General features: G+C 63.9%; 17 protein-coding genes. 4 read left to right on the top strand and 13 right to left on the bottom strand.

The window, feature by feature from the left end; all coding sequences use genetic code 11:
- Positions 1 to 55: 55 nt before the first annotated feature.
- The 10 genes from B1526_RS07575 to mraZ form a co-directional block, all read right to left on the bottom strand.
- Positions 56 to 1,240: a UDP-N-acetylglucosamine--N-acetylmuramyl-(pentapeptide) pyrophosphoryl-undecaprenol N-acetylglucosamine transferase gene (locus B1526_RS07575; RefSeq protein WP_095615583.1), complete on the bottom strand. Its 1,185-nt coding sequence runs from the start codon at positions 1,238 to 1,240 to the stop codon at positions 56 to 58.
- 31 nt (positions 1,241 to 1,271) lie between these two features.
- Positions 1,272 to 2,624, bottom strand: coding sequence for an FtsW/RodA/SpoVE family cell cycle protein (locus B1526_RS07570; protein ID WP_095615454.1), 1,353 nt, complete (start codon positions 2,622 to 2,624; stop codon positions 1,272 to 1,274).
- Positions 2,605 to 4,044, bottom strand: a complete 1,440-nt coding sequence (gene murD, locus B1526_RS07565; protein WP_095615453.1) for a UDP-N-acetylmuramoyl-L-alanine--D-glutamate ligase — start codon at positions 4,042 to 4,044, stop codon at positions 2,605 to 2,607. Before murD ends, B1526_RS07570 begins: the two co-directional genes overlap by 20 nt.
- 74 nt (positions 4,045 to 4,118) lie before the next feature.
- Complete coding sequence (gene mraY, locus B1526_RS07560; protein WP_095615452.1) at positions 4,119 to 5,225, bottom strand: phospho-N-acetylmuramoyl-pentapeptide-transferase; 1,107 nt, start codon at positions 5,223 to 5,225, stop codon at positions 4,119 to 4,121.
- A gap of 45 nt (positions 5,226 to 5,270) precedes the next feature.
- Positions 5,271 to 6,758, bottom strand: a complete 1,488-nt coding sequence (locus tag B1526_RS07555) for a UDP-N-acetylmuramoyl-tripeptide--D-alanyl-D-alanine ligase (RefSeq protein WP_095615451.1) — start codon at positions 6,756 to 6,758, stop codon at positions 5,271 to 5,273.
- A 49-nt stretch (positions 6,759 to 6,807) separates the two neighbouring features.
- Positions 6,808 to 7,689, bottom strand: a complete 882-nt coding sequence (locus tag B1526_RS07550; protein ID WP_095615450.1) for a UDP-N-acetylmuramyl peptide synthase — start codon at positions 7,687 to 7,689, stop codon at positions 6,808 to 6,810.
- A 24-nt stretch (positions 7,690 to 7,713) separates the two neighbouring features.
- Positions 7,714 to 9,513 carry a peptidoglycan D,D-transpeptidase FtsI family protein gene (locus B1526_RS07545; protein ID WP_095615582.1) on the bottom strand — a complete coding sequence of 600 codons (1,800 nt, stop codon included), beginning with the start codon at positions 9,511 to 9,513 and terminating at the stop codon, positions 7,714 to 7,716.
- A gap of 5 nt (positions 9,514 to 9,518) precedes the next feature.
- Entirely contained in the window at positions 9,519 to 9,983 is a 465-nt protein-coding gene (locus B1526_RS07540; protein WP_095615449.1) for a hypothetical protein, read from the bottom strand.
- Positions 9,984 to 9,985: 2 nt separating this feature from the next.
- Positions 9,986 to 11,047 (bottom strand): 16S rRNA (cytosine(1402)-N(4))-methyltransferase RsmH, encoded by a 1,062-nt coding sequence (gene rsmH / locus B1526_RS07535; protein ID WP_095615448.1) that lies wholly within the window; start codon positions 11,045 to 11,047, stop codon positions 9,986 to 9,988.
- Positions 11,047 to 11,571: a division/cell wall cluster transcriptional repressor MraZ gene (gene mraZ, locus B1526_RS07530; RefSeq protein ID WP_095615447.1), complete on the bottom strand. Its 525-nt coding sequence runs from the start codon at positions 11,569 to 11,571 to the stop codon at positions 11,047 to 11,049. The genes rsmH and mraZ overlap by 1 nt, the downstream gene beginning before the upstream one ends.
- Positions 11,572 to 11,845: 274 nt before the next feature.
- Here mraZ and B1526_RS07525 point away from each other — a divergent pair, with 274 nt between their 5' ends.
- Positions 11,846 to 14,095: a HelD family protein gene (locus B1526_RS07525; RefSeq protein ID WP_095615446.1), complete on the top strand. Its 2,250-nt coding sequence runs from the start codon at positions 11,846 to 11,848 to the stop codon at positions 14,093 to 14,095.
- 10 nt (positions 14,096 to 14,105) lie between these two features.
- The gene (gene serA, locus B1526_RS07520; RefSeq protein WP_095615581.1) at positions 14,106 to 15,308 is read left to right on the top strand and encodes a phosphoglycerate dehydrogenase; all 1,203 of its coding nucleotides are present in this window, start codon (positions 14,106 to 14,108) and stop codon (positions 15,306 to 15,308) included.
- A gap of 83 nt (positions 15,309 to 15,391) precedes the next feature.
- Here the strand turns inward: serA and nrdR are convergent, their stop codons facing one another.
- Positions 15,392 to 15,838: a transcriptional regulator NrdR gene (gene nrdR / locus B1526_RS07515; protein ID WP_095615445.1), complete on the bottom strand. Its 447-nt coding sequence runs from the start codon at positions 15,836 to 15,838 to the stop codon at positions 15,392 to 15,394.
- A 585-nt stretch (positions 15,839 to 16,423) separates the two neighbouring features.
- On the opposite strand from nrdR, the gene B1526_RS09000 reads away from it, so the two are divergent.
- Complete coding sequence (locus B1526_RS09000) at positions 16,424 to 17,251, top strand: hypothetical protein (RefSeq protein WP_133088513.1); 828 nt, start codon at positions 16,424 to 16,426, stop codon at positions 17,249 to 17,251.
- 66 nt (positions 17,252 to 17,317) lie between these two features.
- Here B1526_RS09000 and B1526_RS07505 read toward each other — a convergent pair whose 3' ends face one another.
- Entirely contained in the window at positions 17,318 to 17,779 is a 462-nt protein-coding gene (locus tag B1526_RS07505; protein WP_157908718.1) for a LysM peptidoglycan-binding domain-containing protein, read from the bottom strand.
- Between the two features lie 141 nt (positions 17,780 to 17,920).
- On the opposite strand from B1526_RS07505, the gene lexA reads away from it, so the two are divergent.
- Positions 17,921 to 18,613, top strand: coding sequence for a transcriptional repressor LexA (gene lexA, locus B1526_RS07500; RefSeq protein ID WP_095615442.1), 693 nt, complete (start codon positions 17,921 to 17,923; stop codon positions 18,611 to 18,613).
- Positions 18,614 to 18,670: 57 nt separating this feature from the next.
- Here the strand turns inward: lexA and B1526_RS07495 are convergent, their stop codons facing one another.
- Positions 18,671 to 19,600 (bottom strand): cation diffusion facilitator family transporter, encoded by a 930-nt coding sequence (locus tag B1526_RS07495; protein ID WP_095615441.1) that lies wholly within the window; start codon positions 19,598 to 19,600, stop codon positions 18,671 to 18,673.
- Between the last annotated feature and the right edge of the window lie 132 nt (positions 19,601 to 19,732).

Below are 19,732 nucleotides of genomic sequence, written 5' to 3'. Positions count from 1 at the left end.
TTCGTTGTCTGCGATGTCCGTGTCTGTCTGTCGATGCGTTTTTGTGGTGTCCCGCTCACGCCTGCGCGTCGGCGATGTCGAGGATATGCGCCGCCATGCGGTCGGTGGCGTCGCGGATGCCGTATGTCCACGCGCGCTCGCCATAGGTGCGCAGTGTCGCCGGGTTCGAGAGGATTGCGGGGATGTGTTCCTCGACCCATGTCGTCGTGAAGTCCTTGTCATCGACGAGCAGGCCGCCGCCGGCGTCGATGACGGGTTGTGCGTTGAAGCGCTGTTCGCCGTTGCCGATCGGCAACGGCACGTAGACGGCCGGAAGCCCGAGCGCCGTCAGTTCGCTCACGGTGCCCGCTCCGGAACGGCATATGACAAGGTCGGCGCATGCGAAGGCCTTGTCGATGCGTTCGAGGTATTGCGCGACATGGTAGTCACGTCCCGGCTGCGCGTCGTCGCCGAGACCGGTGAGGACCTGTGAGCCCGCCGATTGCACGACGCGGTCGCGCACTTCGTCGATCTTGCCTTTGCCGGTCAGATGCACGACCTGCGCATGGCGCACGAGTGTGCCCGCGGTGCCGGCGATTGCACGGTTGAGGCTCGCCGCGCCGAGCGAACCACCGGTGACGACGATGATCGGACGTGACGGGTCGAGGCCGAGCTCACGCGCGTTGCGTTCACGCGCGCCTGCACGGTCGGTCTGCAGCTGTTCGGCGAGCGCCGCGATCGCGGGGCGCAGCGGCAGGCCGACACGCTCGATCGTGCCGCCTTTCGCGGGTTCAAGGCCTGTGCCGTCATAGGCGGTGCCGATGAAGCGCGCCCAATGCGCACCGAGTTTGTTCGCCATGCCGGCGCGCGCGTTCTGCTCATGGATGACGATCGGGACGCCGAGTTTGTGCGCGGCCGCGTATGCCGGAGCCGACGCGTAGCCGCCGAAGCCGACGACGACATTCGAGCCCTGCGCGCCGATGAGTTCCCGGACCTTCGCCGTCTCGCGGCGCCATTTCGCAGGGAACGTGAACATGTACGCGTTCGGTCGGCGCGGGAACGGCACTTTCTCGATCGTTTCGAGCCGGTATCCGGCGGCCGGGACAAGGTCGGCCTCAAGGCCGACGGCCGTGCCGAGCGCGATGATGTCGGCGTCCTCATCCCGTGCGCGGATCGCGTCGGCGACCGCGAGAAGCGGATTGACGTGGCCGGCGGTGCCGCCGCCGGCGAGAATGATTCGGTGCTGCGTTCCTGTACTCATCATGCCTTCACTGTAGTCGACGCGGTTGAGGTCATGCCTTCGTGCGTTCCGCACGTATCTGCGGCTGGCTGCGCATGACGCTCAGACATACCCCCGCCGCCGTGAGACACATGATGAGCGATGTGCCGCCCGCCGAGACGAACGGCATCGGCAGTCCCATGACCGGCAGGATGCCGAGCACGACGGCGATGTTGATGAGCGCCTGCCCGACGATCCATATCGTCAGGCACAGCAGGACCGACGAGGCGAACTTGTTCGGTGTCCTCATCGCGACGACGATCATGCACCATCCGAGCACGACGAACAGCAGCAGCACGAGCAGGCCGCCGACGAAGCCGAGCTCCTCGCAGATGATCGCATAGATGAAATCATTGTGCGCGGCCGGCAGATAGTTCCATTTCTCACGTGAGTTGCCGATGCCGACGCCGAGCAGACCGCCCGACGCGATTGCATAGCGCGCATGCATCGACTGGTAGCACACGGTCTGCGCGCCGTCCTCGCATCCCTGGTAGGTCGCGAGGATACGGCTCATGCGGTTCGAGCTCGTGAGCACGAACAATGCGACGAACACGACCGCGATGACGCCGGCGACGCCGAGCCACCGTTTCGGGAAATCGCTCGTCCAGAACGCGATGAGGCCGATGAACACGAGGATCATGCATGTGCCGAGGTCCTTGCCGAGGATGACGAGCCCGACCGCCAACGCGAGCATCCCGAGCGGCAGCATATAATCACGCAACCGCGGCTTCGCCGTGCGCGATTCGAGGTGCTTGGCATGCACGCGGCGCAGCGAGAGCGGCAACACGATGCACAGCATGAGTTTGAGGATCTCCGCGGGCTGCAGCGTGACCGGTCCGATCGGGATCCAGCCGCGGTTGCCGTACACCTCGATGCCAAGCGGCGTGAGCGTGATGCCCTGCAGCACAAGGCTGACCCCATAGATGATGTACATGAGGTGGTGCATCGTGTAGACACGCAACGGCATCATCGCGGCGGCGGCCATCAGCAGGAAGCCGAGCACCGCGAACCCCATCTGGCTGATGAACTGCGTCCACGGCGCGGCGCCGGCGGCGACCATCGAGACCGATGAGCTCGAGAACACCATGACGAGGCCGAAGAGCGTCAACGCGAGCACGCATGCGAAGAAGCCGTGGTAGCACCATAGTGGGTTGAGGAACATGCGCCATCCGCGGTATTGCGAGAAATCGAGCGCGTCACGCGCCGCCGGCCGTGCCTTCGATGCGGACGGTTGCACGGCTGCACCGTCCGTATCGGCGAGCGAGCGCCTGCGGACCGTGTATTGCCGGCGCGGCGCCCCGACGGCGCCGTTTGACGACGCCGTACGTGGCTTGCGTGGCTTGCGTTCAGTCTCGGCCATGCGCATTCACCCAACGCTGCGCCTCGGCCGCGAAGCGGTCGCCGCGGTCGGCATAGGACGTGAACTGGTCCATCGATGCGCATGCCGGAGCGAGCAGCACGACGTCGCCGGGGGACGCGAACGCGGCTGCCGCGTCGACGGCGCGAGCCATGACGGTCGCGGCATCGGACGGGTCGATGACGGCCACAGGAAGATCGGGTGCGCTTGTGCGCAACGCGTCGAGCATCGGCTCTTGGTCGACGCCGATGACGACGGCCGCCTTGAGCCGGTCGCGTTCCTCGGCGACGAGCTGTTCGAAACGGCCGCCTTTCGCGAGGCCGCCGGCGACCCATACGACGCTTCCCGGCGCGAAGCTTGACAGGGACGCGCGCGCGGCGTGCGCGTTCGTCGCCTTCGAATCGTCGATGAACCGTATCGCGGAACCGTCTTCGTCCGTGAGCGCGGCGACCTCCTCGATGCGGTGGCCGCCGGGCTTGAACCGTTTGAGCGCGGCGAGCGCCGTGTCAAGGTCCACGTCGAGCGCCGTCACGAGGACGATCGCGGTGAGCGCGTCGGCGACGAGATGCGGGTAGAGCGTGCCGTCAGGCTCCATGAGATACGGGAAGTCGGCGAGCGCCGCGAGCCGGTGTTCGACGCCGACCGGCATGCCGGTCACGCCCGCCATGTCGACGATCCATCCGTCCTTGACGCCGATCTGGCCCGCGACGGGTTCGGCGAGCGTGAAGCCGACATCGACGCAGCCTTCGGCCGTCTTCGCCTCGCGGGCGAGTTCGGTGACGCGTTCGTCCTGCGCGTTGTAGGCGATGACACGGCGCGCGCCGTCGAAAACCTTCGATTTGTCTTCGGCGTACTGTTCGATGCCGCCATGCCAGTCGAGGTGGTCGGCGGCGATGTTCGTGATCGCGGCGCCGTCAAGCTCGAGCGAATACGTGAAATGCAGCTGGAACGAGCTCAGTTCGACGCACAGCACGTCGTTGTCCGCGTTCAGTGCGGCGTGGGAGACGGCCTTGCCGATGTTGCCGACGGCCGGTGCGTTGAGGCCGCATGCGGTGAGCATCGCCGACGTCATCTCGGTCGTGCTCGTCTTGCCGTTCGTGCCGGTGATGCCGATCCACGGCGCGGGCTTTCCCGTCCTCGTGTTGTCGACGCGCATGAGCCATGCGAGTTCGACCTCGCTGATGACCGGGATGCCACGGCGGCCCGCCTCGAGGATGAACGGTGTGCGCGGATTGAACACGGGCGATGTGCAGACGAGGTCGACGCGGTCCCACGGAATGTCGTCGAATGAGGTGAGGTCGGCGTCCGGTTTGCGTTCGTCGACCGCGATGACCTCATGTGCGCGCGGACGCAGGATCTCCACGAGGCTGCGTCCCGAGACGCCGAGCCCCGCCACAACGACCGTCATATGCCCAAGGTCGAGTTCCATATCGTTCCATCCTTCCATCATTGCTGTATCCCTGCCGCTTGTGCCGGCATCCGCCATGTGCCCGGCGCCGTATGTCATATGTGCCACAGTCCCGAACGCGCGACCCAATCGCCGTAGAAGATGACAAGGCCGGTCATCACGAACATGAGCTCGATCATCCAGAAGCGCACGACGACCTTGCCTTCGGTCCATCCTTCGAGCTCGAAATGATGGTGGATCGGCGCCATCTTGAACACGCGTTTGCCTGTCGCCTTGAAATAGCCGACCTGGATGACGTCGCTCATCGCCTCGATGACGAACAGGCCGCCGATGATGATCGCAAGGAACTCGGTGTGCGTCTCGATCGAAAGCGCCGCGAACAGGCCGCCGAGCGCGAGCGAACCGGTGTCGCCCATGAAGATCGACGCCGGATTGCAGTTGTACCACAGGAAGCCGAGGCATGCCATCGCCGCGCAGCACGCGATGATCGCCAAATCGAGCGGGTCGGAGACCGCGTACGTGAAGCCAGAACGGTGCGAACCGGCGAGATGGTAGCTTTCCCAGATCGCGATGATCGCGTAGCCGACGAACGCGACCATCGACGAGCCCGCACACAGGCCGTCGAGGCCATCCGACAGGTTGACGGCGTTCGTCCATGCGGCCATGAGGAAGTTGACCCAGACGACGAACAGGATGATCGCGAGCGCACGCCCCGCAAAGTCGAAGCTCACGAATGGTTTCTCGATGAAGCTCATGCCCGGCTGTGCGCTCGGGAACCCGGATTTCGTCGGCAGGACGAGCGCGAGGACCGCGAAGAGCGTCGCGAAGACGATCTGCCCGAAGAACTTGCCGCCGACCGTGAGGCCTTCGTTCTGTTTCTTGCGGACCTTCGCGAAATCATCGATGAAGCCGAGCAGCCCCATCGACGCCATCGCGAAGAGCGCGAGGACGGCCGACCATGACGGCACGGCGCCATGCAGGCAGTACCGGTACAGTGCACTTGCGCCCCATCCGAGGAGCACGGCGAGCACGATGACGACGCCGCCGAGCGTCGGCGTGCCTCGTTTGACGAGGTGCGACTGCGGGCCGTCCTGGCGGATGTACTGCCCGTAGTTGAGCTTGTGCACGATGCGGATGAGCAGCGGTGTGCCGATCATCGTCACAAGCAATGAGACCAAGATGCCAATGATGAGTGCGATCACCTGGGGTTCTCCATTCGGTTGCGTGATTGCAGTGGGTTAGTCCGTTCAGTGCGCGTCGCCGGTCCAGCGCGACGCGAGCGCGCTCAGGCCGGAGGCGTGCGATCCTTTGAGCAGCACGACCATGTCCTTGTGTTCGCGGTTGATGTCCTCGACCGCCGTGTCCGCGTCGGCCGTGTTCGTCACATATACGACGGCGGGTGCATCGTCGGCGCCGAGCGCGCCGCGCGCGCCGTCCGCGATGTCCTCCGCGAGCGCGTTGAGGTGGTCATCACCGTCCGCGCCGACCGCGATGACGGCGTCGGCGCCCGCTTCGACGGCGTAGGCGCCGATGCCGCGGTGTGCGCGCGCCTCACCGTCGCCGAGCTCGAGCATCGCCCCGAGCACGGCGACACGGAACGGCTGCACGTCCTCCTGTGCGCGCCATGCGACGAGTCCGTCGATGCCCGCGCGCATCGAATCGGGGTTCGCGTTGAACGAGTCGTCGATGAGCGTGAACCGTTCGCCGTCGCGTTCGACGTCGCTCACGGCCATGCGGTGCGGGCTCACGGCCGTGACGTCCGACAATACTGCCGCGATCCGTTCGAGCGGCATGCCTTCGAGACGTGCGACGCTCGCCGCGGCGAGCGCGTTCATGACGTTGTGCGCGCCCGCGATGCCGAGCGTGACGCGCTGCTCGACGCCCGCGTCGTCGACGAGTGCGAAGACGGGGCGTCCCAGATCGTCGAGCGTGATGTCATCGGCGGCGACGTAGCCGTCCCCGTCATGCATCTGCGCATGCTCGACGCCGAACCACACGACGTTGCCGGGCGCGATCTCACGCATCTTCGCGACGCGCGGATCGTCGGCGTTGAGCACGGTCGTGCCATCGTTGAGCAGGCCGCGCACGATTTCGCTTTTCGCCTGCGCGATGTGTTCGACCGATCCGAACTCGCCGAGATGCGCGACGCCGACTTTGAGCACGACGGCGACGTCCGGCGGCGCGATCGTCGTCAGATGCGCGATCTCACCGAGATGGTTCGCGCCCATCTCCGCGATGAGGTAGCGTGTGCCGCCATCCACTTCGAGCGCCGTGAGCGGCAGTCCGATCTCGTTGTTGAACGATCCGACGGGCGCGATCGTCTTGCCGAGCGTCGACAGCAGCGCGTTGAGCAGGTCCTTCGTCGTCGTCTTGCCGACCGACCCGGTGATGCCGACGACCGTGAACGGTTCGCGTTCCGTACGACGACGTTCGAGGTTGGCTTTCGCGAGCAGTCCGAGCGCGGTGACGGTGTCACCCACGATGATCTGCGCGATGGGCGCGTCGTCGATCTCATGGTCGACGATCGCGGCCACGGCGCCCTGCGCGGCGATGCCACGCACATAGTCGTGCCCGTCGGTGTGCTCGCCTTTGATCGCGACGAACAGCGATCCGTCATGCGCGGCGCGCGAATCGGTGACGACGTCGGTTACGAACCGTTGCGCGGACATGTCGTCCGCATTGATCATGCGGCCTTCGACCGCCTTGGCCACGTCGGCCAGCATCATCCTCATCATCGTTGTCTCCTTGTCCGAAAGCCCATATCGTCGTCCGTGAACCGTGCGCTCAGCGCATCTCCCTCGACACACGCAGCGCGTTGCGGATGTTCGCCTTGCGCACGCCCGCGGCGAGCACCATCGCGATCGCGAGCGAAAGCGGACGCGTCTCGCCTTCGCCGAAATCGGCCTGTTCCGCCATCGCGTCGGTCTCCTCGCCCCGCTGGGCGAGATGTGTGTTCGCGTCGAGTACGCAACCGTATTGTTCGCTCACGTGGGCGAGCATCTCGTCGATGTGCTCGTCGCCGGCCGCATCGTCATAGCCGAGCACGTCGACGCCGACCGCTTCGAGCGCACCCGAAGCGACGGAACGGTTGTTGAGCGCGATGATGATCGCGGCTGCACCGTCCTCGACACACACCGAGAACACGCGCTGCATCGCGAACGCGTCAACGGGATAGGAGAGGTCGAGGAACCGCTCAAGTGACTGCGAGTCGCCTTCGCACACGGTGCCGACGGGATTGCCGAGCATATGCAGGAACTGCGCGAGGACATCGACGTCCTTGCGCACGGCGTCGACATCGCTCCCGGCGACGGCGAACACGGCGATCGATTCGGCGGGGCGTCCCGCGATCGAGGACGCGAGTTCGCCGATCTGGCGGGGTGTCGGGTCGGCGAACACGACCGGCACCTGCGGGTCGTCGACCGCATTGCGCATCGACGTCGGCAGCAGGACCGCATACGCGCCACGCCGCACGGCAAGCGCGATCCGGCCTTTGTCGATGCGGGTGCCGGGCATGAACAGCGCGCCCGGCGTGACCGATTCGACATCGTTCGCGAGTGACGTGATCGTCACATCGCGCGCGAAATCCGGTACAAGCTCGTATCCATAACGGTCCGCGAGCATGCCGAGCGTCATGCGCTGCGATACCGTTTCACTGATTGCGCTCATTGTTGGCTCCTCCCTCGTCGCCGTTCACCATTCGACCGGAATCGCATCCTTGCGCGGCTGCGAATTCGGCACTTCGTATTTCTGCATCAGGAACTTGCCGATCTCCGCGAAGACCGGCCCCGCCGTCAGACCGCCGTAATTGCCTTCGGGGTCCTTGAGGACGACGGTGACGACGAACTGCGGGTTGTCGGCGGGGATGATCGCCGAATAGTCGCTGATGAGCGAGGACAGCTTGCCGTCGTCGCCCGCCACTTCCGCGGTGCCGGACTTCGCCGCGACACGGTAGCCGTCCACGCCGGCGAACCCTTTCGACGCATAGTGTTCCGAAACCGATTCCATCGCGTTGAGCAGTTGTTTCGAGACCGATTCGTCGATGACGCGCGTCGATTCGCCGACTTCGGTCTCATGGACCTTGCCATCCGCGCCGGTGACCGATTTGATGATCGTCTGCGGTTTCCTCACACCGTTGTTCGCGATGACGGACACGGCGTTCGTCAACTGCAACGCGTTGACCGTATAGCCCTGGCCGAACAGGATGGTGTTGCGCGTACGGCCGTCCCACTGCGCGGCCTGCGCGAGCAGGCCCTGCGATTCGCCCGGCAGGCCGAGGCCGGTCGGTTGGCCGAGGCCGAATTTCGTGAGGTATTCGTAGCGTTTGTCGTCGCTCAGGTTCTCCGCGGCGAGGATCGTGCCGACGTTCGACGATTGTTCGAGGATGCCCGCCATCGTCCAATGCTCGTCACCGTGGTCGAACGAGTCCTTGTATTTCTGCCCGTCGATCGTGATCGTCCCCGGGACCGTGAACTTGTCGCCCATCGTGTGCAGACCCTCCTGGATGACGCCCGACATCGTGAAGACCTTGCCGATCGAACCGGGTTCGAAGGTCTGGTTGACCGCACGCGCGACGTTGAGCTTCGCGTCGTCGCTTCCCGCTTCGACGGTGTCCGTGTCGGCGAGCGCGACGATCTGCCCCGTCTTGACGTTCTGCACGACGGCGATGCCCCATCCGGCCTTGTAGGTGTCCTGGCTCTGCTTGAGGATCTGTTCGACGCGCCACTGCACGTCGCGGTCGATCGTCAGCTGGACATCGGAACCGTTGACGGCGTTCTTCGATTCGGTCATCGTGCCGGGTATCTGCTCGCCGCCATTGCCCTGCTGGTAGATCTCATAGCCGTCCGTGCCGGTGAGCGTGCGGTCCTCAAGCTGCTCGACGCCTGCGACGCCTTTGCCTTCGTCATTGACGCCGCCGAGGAAGACACCCATCAACGTGCCGTTCGAATAGACGCGTTCGTCGCTGAGCTCGCCGTAGACGATGCCTCCCAGATGCAACGCGCTGATCTTGCGTTTGACCTCCGGGGTCACGTCTTTCTTGAGGACGGCATACTGGCCGGTCCCGGCGAGTTTGCCGCCGATCTCGGCCGCGCTCATGCCGAGCAACGGCGCAAGCAACTGCGCGACGGCGGCGACGCCCGTCGTCTTGAGCGGTTTGCCGTCGAGCTGCTGGCAGTAGTCCTTCGTCCGTGGCGTGCAATCGAGCGGCGTGAAGTCCTGCGCCGCTTCGGGGTTGCCGATGATCGTGTAGCGTTCGACGCTCTGCGCGAGCACGACGCCGTTCGTGTCGAGGATCCTGCCGCGTTTCGCATCGAGCGTGACTTTGACGGTGCGGCTCTGCGTCGCCGCCTGCGCGGTGTGGGCGCCTTCGACGAGCTGGATCACACCAAGGCGCACGAGGCACACCGATGCGATCATCGCGAGCACGACGCCGAGCGCGACGGCGCGTTGCGCCTGCTGTGTGAGCGCTTTGAACGAACGGATGGGATGCATCATGGTCAGCGGTTGCCTTCCTGTGACGGGGCGTAGCCATTGAGGTCTATCGAAAGCGAGTTCTGGGCGGGGACCATCTTCATCTTCTGCGCGCGTTCGGGCAATGTGGCCTCAAGCTGCGAGAGCTTCGTCTGGTCCTCCTCGACGTCCTGCTGGAGCATCGTGATGTGCTGCTCGATCGTCGCGGCCTCGAACGAGTTCGAACTCATCTGCGTGCGCAGCAGGAGCGCGCCGAGCAGGCACACGCCGAGGAAGAGCACGGCTATGACGATGTGGACGACCGGCGAGCGGCGCGTACGCGTCCAGTCCAGCAGCCGTTCCATGCCGCGGCCGACCTTCGAGGACGACGTCCTGCGGTTCTCGACGACATGCAATTGTGGGCGTTTGTGGGCATGGCCGCTCCCTGCCTCCTGGTCCTGCCGCCCTGCCGGGGCCGCCGAGGAACGCGATGAACGCATTGACGATGCCATGATCAGTGCCTTGCCTTTCCGCGATGCCCTTGCCTGCGCCGCGCGCCGCGCGATGCCGTGCGCTCCCCCTGCGCCTGTTCGTCGAAGCGCGTGCGCCAACGCCGCGGCACCGGGCGGATGAGTTCGACGCCCCGCAGCCGCACCGAGGCCGCGCGCGGGTTGTGCGCCTTCTCCTCATCGTCGGCCATGACCGCCCCTTTCGTGACCGCCTTGAAGAACGGCTGCATGTCGTCGGGGATGACCGGCATCCCCGCGGGCACGTCCGCGCGCAGCCCCTGGTTCATGAACGTCTTGACGGTGCGGTCCTCGAGCGAATGGTACGACTCGACGACGATGCGGCCGCCGACTCTGAGCTGGTTCGCGGCCTGCGGCAACGTGCGCGCGAGTTTCTCGAGCTCGCCGTTGACTTCGATGCGCAACGCCTGGAAGACGCGCTTCGCGGGATTGCCGCTCGCGCGGTGCGCCTGTGGGACGACACGGTCGACGAGCGCGTTGAGCTCGGCGCTCGTCGTGAGCGGCGCATGCGCGCGCACGGCGACGACCTCGCGCGCGATCTGGCGGGCGAAGCGCTCCTCGCCGTATTCCTTGAAGATGCGCGCAAGCGCACGTTCGTCGTAGGTAGCGAGCACGTCGCGCGCCGTAAGCGGCTGCGTCACGTCCATGCGCATGTCAAGCGGCGCGTCATGGGAGTAGGAGAACCCTCGTTCGCGTTCGTCGATCTGCAGGCTCGACAACCCCAGGTCCATGAAGACGGCGTCGACGGCGTCGACACCTTCGGACGCGAGGACATCGGAGAACTCGTCGAATGCCGCATGCACGGGCGTGAAACGGTCGGACAGCCCTTCCGACGCGACACGGTCGGTCGCCATCGCGAGCGCCTCGGCGTCGCGGTCGATGCCGATGACGCGCGCGCCGGGGCATGCCTTGAGGAATGCGATCGTATGCCCTGCAAGACCGAGCGTGCAGTCGACGGCGAGCGCGCCGGGCGCGGCGAGCGCCGGCGCGACGAGGTCGACACAGTCGCGCAACAGGACTGGTTCGTGGATATGTGCGTAATCGGTCATCAGAACCCCATATCCGGGAACACGTCATCGGTGATGTCCGCGTATCCCTGTTCGTTCTGCGCGAGGTAATCCGCCCACGCCCCCGCGTTCCAGATCTCGGCGCGTGTGCCGACGCCGATGATGACGATGTCGTCGCCGAGGCCGGCATAGTCACGCAGCATCTGCGGCACGCTCACACGGCCTTGCCGGTCGATCTCGGTGTCGACGGCGCCCGAAAGGAAGATGCGCAGGTATTGGCGTGCCGCCTTATCGCCCATCGACGTGTGCTGGATGCGCGCGGCGATGCGGCGGAACTCCTGCCGCGGCAGGATCGTGACGCAGCGTTCCTGACCGCGCGCGAGCACCATGCCCTCCCCCAATTGCGTACGCATTTTCGCAGGCAACGCGACCCTTCCTTTGGCATCGATCTTCGGTGTATAGGTTCCCAGTAGCAGAGGCGCCGCATCATAGGCATCGTCCGGAAGGGACTGCGAAGGCGTCCCGGGCGCCGCGTGCGTGGATGGTGCGTCGGTGTGATCCGCCATCGCTCACCTCCACACACACTTGATTCCTGTCTGCGACCACTTGCTCAGGGAACCACTTTACCCCACTACTCACCTAAATCCCCCACTCGGCGGGTAAACACGCCGTGAGCGTGAACACACATCCCACATCGTGCACACCTTCGGCACATTTCCCCGCGGTGCGCGCACGTCGCGGCGGGGGCGCGACGGCGTGGACGTGCATCGCGGCACCGCCCTGTTGGGCGTGTTTGCTACACTTGGACGGCCAAACTTCCACCGAGGGGATGCAGACAGCATGTCACAATATTCATCGCAGCTTGACGAGGAACAGCACGCCGTCGACCGCGCCTATGGGCGCCTCGATGACCTTCGTGCGCAAGTGCGCAAGCGCTTGGACGACGTGCGTGCGGCCGGGTCGCATGGGTCACCGACGCAACGCACCGAACGCGATTCGTTCGCGACGATGTACGAGGACCGTCTCGCACAGCTGCGCGCCGTCGAGGACCGTCTCGTCTTCGGCCGGCTCGACGACACGGCCGGAACCCGGCGCTATATCGGCCGCATCGGCTTGTCGGACGCCGACCATGAACCGATCCTGACCGATTGGCGCGCGGAGGCCGCACGCCCGTTCTATGAGGCGACGCCGTCGCACCACGGCGACATCGTCATGCGCCGCCACATCACATTGCATTTCCGCGACGTCGTCGGCATCGAGGACGAAGTGCTCGACGTGCATTCCGAGCATGTCAACGCCGCTTCCGAACGCGGCACGCTCACCGGCGAAGGTGCGCTCCTCGCGTCGCTCGGCTCGCGGCGCACCGGCAAGATGACCGACATCGTCGCGACGATCCAGGCCGAACAGGACCGCATCATCCGCGCCGACCTGCGCGGCGCGCTCGTCGTGCAGGGTGGCCCCGGCACCGGCAAGACGGCCGTCGCGCTCCACCGCGCCGCCTATCTGCTCTACACGCACCGCCGCAGGCTCGAACGCTCGGGTGTGCTCATCGTCGGCCCAAGCGAGGATTTCCTGCATTACATCGACCAGGTGCTCCCCTCGCTCGGCGAAACCGGCGTCGTGAGCCGTACGATCGGCGAACTCATCCCCGGTGTCATCGCCGATCGTGAGGACGATCCGCACGTCGCGCGGCTCAAAGGCCAGCGCCGCATGGCGCACGCGATCGCGAACGCCGTCGCCGCACGCGAACGCGTCCCCTCGAAACTGCCCGTCATCACCGTCAACGGCATGTCCGCACCGATGCGCGCCGCGGACATCGAACAGGCGATCGCCGACGCGCACCGCACACGGCAGCCACACAACAAGGCGCGCGAAACCTTCGTGACGACGATGCTCGACGCGATGCGCACACGCATCGTCGAGCAGCTCGACTACACGCCCGACGCCGCCGAAATGTCGGACATCCTCGCGCAACTGCGCATGAACGACCGTCTGCGCGTCACGCTCAACCTCGCATGGCTACCGATGAACGGCGCGTGGCTCATCGACCAGATGTTCTCAAAACCCGCGCAGCTCAAGCGGTTCGCGCCGTGGCTCACCGACGAACAGGTGCGCATGCTCACGCGCGAGCCGGGCGCGCCGCTCACCCGTTCCGACATCCCGCTGCTCGACGAGGCACTCGAACTGCTCGGCCCCGACCCGCACGAGCAGGCGAAGCGCGCGGCACGCGACGCGAGACGCGCCGAGGAGGAGCAGTACGCGCGCGACACGCTCGCGCAGGCGGGCATCGGATCGGGCATCGTCTCGTCGGCGCGCCTCGCCGAGGAGATGAGCGGCGACGACGTGGAACTCGTCGCGACACGCGCCGCGGCCGACCGTGAATGGACCTATGGGCACATCGTCGTCGACGAAGCGCAGGAACTCACGCCGATGGATTGGCGCATGCTCATCCGCCGCTGCCCGTCACGTTCGTTCACGATCGTCGGCGACGTCGCGCAGACGTCGGCGCTCGGTGGCACACACGACTGGGCGACATCGATGAACGCCCTGTTCGGCGCGCACAACTGGGACCTCAACGAATTGACGATCAACTACCGCAATCCGCGTGAGGTATCCGACCTCGCCGCTGATTTCGCCCAAGGCGAAGGCCTGTACATCTCGACCGTCAAGGCGATCCGCTCGGTGCCCGAATCGGTCGAACGTGTCTCCGTCGGCGACCGCGCGGCGCTCTACCGCGCCGTCGCCGACCGCACACTCGCACTCGCCGACGAATTCGTCGTCGATGACGGCACGGGACGCGTCGCCGTCATCGTCCCCGACGCGATCGCCGACGCCGTGCGCGACGCGCTCGCGGACGCGTTCGGCGGCACACGGCGCGGCGTGCTCGGCGACCAGGTCGTCATATGCGGCACGCGCGCGGTCAAAGGACTCGAATACGACGCCGTCGTCGTCGTCGAACCCGGACTGATCGCCGAAGAGGCGCCATCGCGCGTGAGCGCGGCAGCCGACCTGTACGTCGCGCTCACGCGCCCGACGCAGCGTCTGCTTATACTACGGACAAACGAAGATGAAACACTGCTCAACCTCTAAGGTGGATTCCATGCCGAAAGCACTGTTACTGGAAAACATCCATCCGCTCGCCGCGCAGACGTTACGCGACCATGGCTTCGAAGTCGAGACGATGAAGGGCGCCCTGTCCGAGGGTGAGCTCATCGACGCGCTCGACGGCGTCGATATGCTCGGCATCCGTTCGAAGACGACCGTGACGAAGGCCGTGCTCGACGCACGTCCGACGCTCACGGCGATCGGATGCTTCTGCATCGGCACGAACCAGGTCGACCTGCAGGCCGCGGCGCACGCGGGCGTCGCCGTCTTCAACGCGCCGTATTCGAACACGCGTTCCGTCGTCGAACTGGTCATCTGCGACATCATCTGCCTCATGCGTCGCATCCCCGCGCACACGCACCATATGAAGCACGGCCTGTGGGACAAGTCCGCCGCCGGTTCGCATGAGGTGCGCGGCAAGACGCTCGGCATCATCGGCTATGGCAACATCGGCTCACAGCTGTCGGTGCTCGCCGAGGCGCTCGGCATGCGTGTGCTGTTCTATGACATCGAGGAGAAGCTTGCGCTCGGCAACGCCGAACGCTGCGACACGCTCGACGAGCTGCTCGAACGTTCCGACGCCGTCACGATCCATGTCGACGGCAGGAAGTCGAACGTCGGCTTCTTCGGCGAGGATGATTTCGCGCATATGAAGCAGGATGCGATCTTCATCAACTGCTCACGTGGTTTCGTCGTCGACCTCGACGCGCTCAAACGCCACCTCGATTGCGGGCACCTGTCGGGCGCGGCGATCGACGTGTTCCAGGTCGAGCCGAAGAAGAGCGGCGACGCGTTCTCGACACCGCTCGCCGACGAGGACAACATGATCCTCACACCGCACATCGGTGGTTCGACGCTTGAAGCGCAGGAGTCAATCGGACAGTTCGTCTCCCAGCGTTTCGACGACTATTGGTCGAAGGCGTCGACGATGCTGTCGGTCAACCTGCCGCAGATCACGACGGGTCCTTGCAAGGGCGTCGCGCGCATCGCGCATCTGCACGACAACCTGCCGGGCATCCTCGCGGCCGTCAACCGCGTGCTCGGCGAACAGGACATCAACATCGCCGCACAGGCACTCGGCACGGAAGGCGAGATCGGCTACGTCGTGACCGATGTCGCGACAATCCCCGACGAGCAGACGCTTGATGCGCTCGCCGCGATCCCGGGCACGATCCGCATGCGTGTCATAGAGAACTGACGCCATCCCCCCGTTTCACACAAGGGCGGGGCGCTTCCCGTTCGGGATGCGCCCCGCCCTTGTCATATGCGGGCCGTCATAGGTCAGTCCGTGTCGCGCAGATCATCGATCGCGTGCTGGAAGTCGTTGAGGTCCTCGAAGTTCTGGTAGACGCTCGCGAACCGCAGGTACGCGACCTCGTCGAGGTCACGCAACGGTTTGAGGATCGCCTTGCCGACCTCCTCGGACGGCACTTCGGCGATGCCTTTCGCGCGCAGGCTCTCCTCGACCTTCTGCCCGAGCAGTTTGAGGTCGTCCTCATTGATCGGGCGACCTTGGCACGCCTTGCGCACGCCGGCGACGACCTTGTTGCGGTCGAATTGCTCGACGTTGCCCGACCGCTTGCGCACGAGCAGCATCGCCGTCTCGACGGTGCTGAAGCGGCGCCCGCATTTCGGGCATTCGCGGCGGCGTCGGATCGAGTGGCCGTCATCGCTTATGCGCGTGTCGATCACCTTCGTATCGGGGTTCTGGCAGAAAGGACAATACATATCTGCAACAATAGCGGCAAGCGCGTCCTTTTTCGAACCACGTGCCGTCATACGCCCCCCGACTCCTGCACGCGTTACAAGCTATAGGGGGGTCACCCTTCCTTCTTCACGCACTGGCCAGGATCGTCTCACACACGATACATCTCACCGGGGCTGCGGTGCCACATCTACGCATCTATTGCGAAATCCATACTATTCATGTCGAGAAGATGATTGGATTACGCCACACCAGATTCTGGATGTTTCACGTCCACACATCCCCTCACACGACACGCGACATAGAAATTATCTTAATCAAGATATAATCAAGAAGCAAGGAAGCAAAAAGGAGGGAAAATTGTATAATCCCATTTCGCATGAGCAACTATACGCCGATTATGGATTAATACTCACCATTGCACAAATCATTACCATCCTAGGCATTCTCGGCTTCGGCATAATGGAAACCTACATGTCCTATCGATTCTTCAGTTCGCACATCGAACAGAGTTCGGGGCTCGCCATGGTATGGATTCGATTCGTCCTCTACCCGGTCTTCGCCCTGATTGTTGCCGTTGTGCTTCAACTCATGAAAGGACTATGGAAATGAATATGAATAAGAGAATAACTGCTTGCATAAGTGTAATTCTGACCATTCTCACAAGTTTGTTCGCTCCCGTAGTTGCCAACGCGTCCAGCGTAGGCGCCCCAATATCTGAGAATACGCTGAAATCCCCCACGAGCTTCCCAAGTGACATCACTATCACACCAGGTAGCTTCGAACCATCCCCCGCACCAATAATCGAGCTGCCAGAGAGCCAGAAAAGCACAATTGAAGAGCTCTCAACTTCACGCGCAGCTATGAGCGTTGCAGTAATGCGGATTTACGCGTTGGGCGACGGCGGCTTCTCATCATTAAACAATGCCGGTCATGCCTGGATCTCCATCACCAACTACAACGGTTCTTCTTTAAAAATCGGAGGATTGACCGTAGACGACGGCAAATCCATCACCGTTGGCACATGGGGAAACACAGACCCGAAAGGACTTTGGTACAACGCAGAAGGGTACGCACAGAGCACCGGTGTCTATTGGGGAGATTCCGTGTCTATTCAACGACCTCTAAGACAACAAGATCTTGCCGTAGTGAATCAGAACATCACAACACATACATCATGGGGATTAGTCAATAATAATTGTTCGACATTCGCGTCACTTGTCTGGAATTCAGTCGCCACTGAAGACGAAAAAGTCGATGCAGGAATGATTAACTTGCCGGGCAATCTTGTTTCCAGCATAAAGGAGATAGGCGCAAACGTCAGCTGGTCCTTATATGCCGAAGGCTACCGAGTACCTTTCGATTATCCGACATACTACGGCAATCCGCCCATACGCAAAAATCCGACTTTTGACAACTCCTCCTCAAGTTCCTGAGCAATCCCCACATTCCCAAGCGGCTAACCCGATGGCCGTCGTATGGCATCGCCGCGACGGCCATCGTCATATGCCCATCGGCAGGACAAGGTGCTGGCCCGGCTTGAGTTCGGCCGTCTCGAGGCCATTCATCGCCATGAGCGCGTCGACGCCGTCCTGTGCGTTCGCATAGCCGCACCATCGGGAGATCGACCACAACGTGTCCCCCGAACGCACCGTGTAATGAAGCACATCTCGCCGCAGCGCTTCGGTCGCGGCATCGCTTTCGACAGCATGCCCCTGCGCGGACGATTGCGCAAACGCGCCCTGCGTACCCCACATGACGAGGATGACGGCGCATGCGAGCACCGTGACGACGAACGCCCGCATATGCCGCACGAACCAACCGCGCATCGGCACGGTGACGGCACGTTCGCCCGTACGAAGATGCACGCCGTCCGACCTGTCCGCACATGGCACATCGATGAGCATATGACCGCGATGCGCGCGGGCGCCGGCGAGCGTTTCCCTCATGCCACGAATCTCCATGCGAGACCACCTTTCGAACATCTGTTCTAACGATATGATCGATGTTCGCACATTTGTTCGAAAACGTCAAGCGCAATTCGAACATCTGTTTGATTTCATCGGCGTTTCGCGGTATCGTGGCTACCAACGAAAGGACACGCCATGCACAGCACCGAATCCCGGCAGGACGAGCCTGTCACGGACGACCCAGATGAGCCGCTCACCGAGCGCCAACAGCGCGTGCTCGACGCGATCCGCGCCCTGACCTCGCAGCAGGGGTTCGCGCCGTCGCTGCGCGAGATCGGCCAGGCCGCAGGCCTCAAGAGCACGTCATCGGTCCAGCACCAACTCCATGTGCTTGAGACGAAAGGCTATATCCGGCGCGACGCGAACAAGGGACGCGCGATCGAGGTCATCGGCTTGCAGAGCCTGCCTGTCATCGTCGACACCTATGCGCAGGGTTCGGACGAGGCGTACATGGCCTCGCAGGACGTCCCGCTCGTCGGCGCGATCGCCGCCGGCGCGCCGATCACCGCCGAACAGCATGTCGAGGATGTCATGCGTCTACCGGTGCGGCTCACAGGCACCGGCCATCTGTTCATGCTCGAAGTGCACGGCGATTCGATGGTCGACGCCGCGATATGCGACGGCGACTTCGTCGTCGTGCGCGAACAGCAGGACGCCGAGAACGGCGACATCGTCGCCGCGCTCCTCGGAGACGAGGCGACCGTCAAGACCTTCCGCCGGGAACACGGCCACACATGGCTCATCCCCCACAACCCGAACTATTCGCCAATCGACGGCACACACGCCCAGATCATGGGCAAGGTCGTCACTGTCCTGCGCAAGATCTGACAATACGAACCCATAGGCCGATGGGGTCGCATCAGCGCTGATGCGACCCCATCGTCGTCATGCATGGAACTGCGACGAGCTGTCGCTCGTATACCCTTGCGGTTCAAGTTGGAACGTCGTATGCGGGATCGAGACCGGGAAATGCTCACGGAGGCAATCCTGCAACTGGTGGAGCACTTGCCCCTCCTGTTCCATCGTCATCCGCCCATCGACGACGATGTGCGCGGTGAGGATCGGCATGCCGGTCGCGACGACGCTCGCATGCAGGTCATGTACGGCGATGACATGCGGTACACCCTGCAGATGCCTGCGCACCTCGTCAAGGTCGAGTCCCTCCGGCGTCTCCTCAAGCAGGACACGCATCGCGTCACGCACAAGCACATAGGCACGCGGAATCATCAACAACGCGATGAACGCACCGGCGATCGCATCGAACCCATCCCATCCCGTCGTCATCATGACGACCGCGGACACGATGACGGCGACCGAACCGAGCGCGTCGTTACACACCTCGAGGAACGCGGCGCGCATGTTCATGTTGTCGCCCGCCTGCGCGCGCAGCACGAGGATCGATCCGATGTTCGCGGCAAGGCCGAGGATGCCGAAGAACAGCAGCAGACGCACATCATGGATCGTGTCGGATTCGGCCCCGAACAGACGCATGCCCGCTTCGATGAGCGCATAGAGCCCGACGAACAGCAGCAGGATGCCACCACCCGCGGCCGTGATGACCTCGAGGCGCGCCCAACCCCATGTGCGTGCGTTGTCCGGTTTGCGTTTCATCAGGAACGCGGTCGCCGTCGACGCGGCGAGCACGGAGACGTCGGTCATCATATGGCCCGCGTCGACGAGGAGCGCAAGCGAACCGGTCACGACGGCGCCGACGACCTCGGCAACGAAGATCGTCCCCGTCAGGATGAGCGTCGTCATCAACCGGCCGGTGTGCTCCATGCCGCCGTGTCCCCCATGCCCATGTGTATGCGCCATATCCGCTCCTTGTTGCCGACGGTTCGTCCGTGCCCATAGTAGACCATCGCGCGCCATCGCGCCCCAATCCGCAGGCGTAACCTGCCAAACGGGACGCAAACCAGCCTCTTTGCGTCCCAATCCGCAGACCGG

Origin of the sequence: Bifidobacterium criceti, from assembly GCF_002286935.1 — a bacterium.
Classification (GTDB): Bacteria; Actinomycetota; Actinomycetes; order Actinomycetales; family Bifidobacteriaceae; genus Bifidobacterium; species Bifidobacterium criceti.
This window is presented reverse-complemented; position numbering and strand designations above follow the sequence as displayed.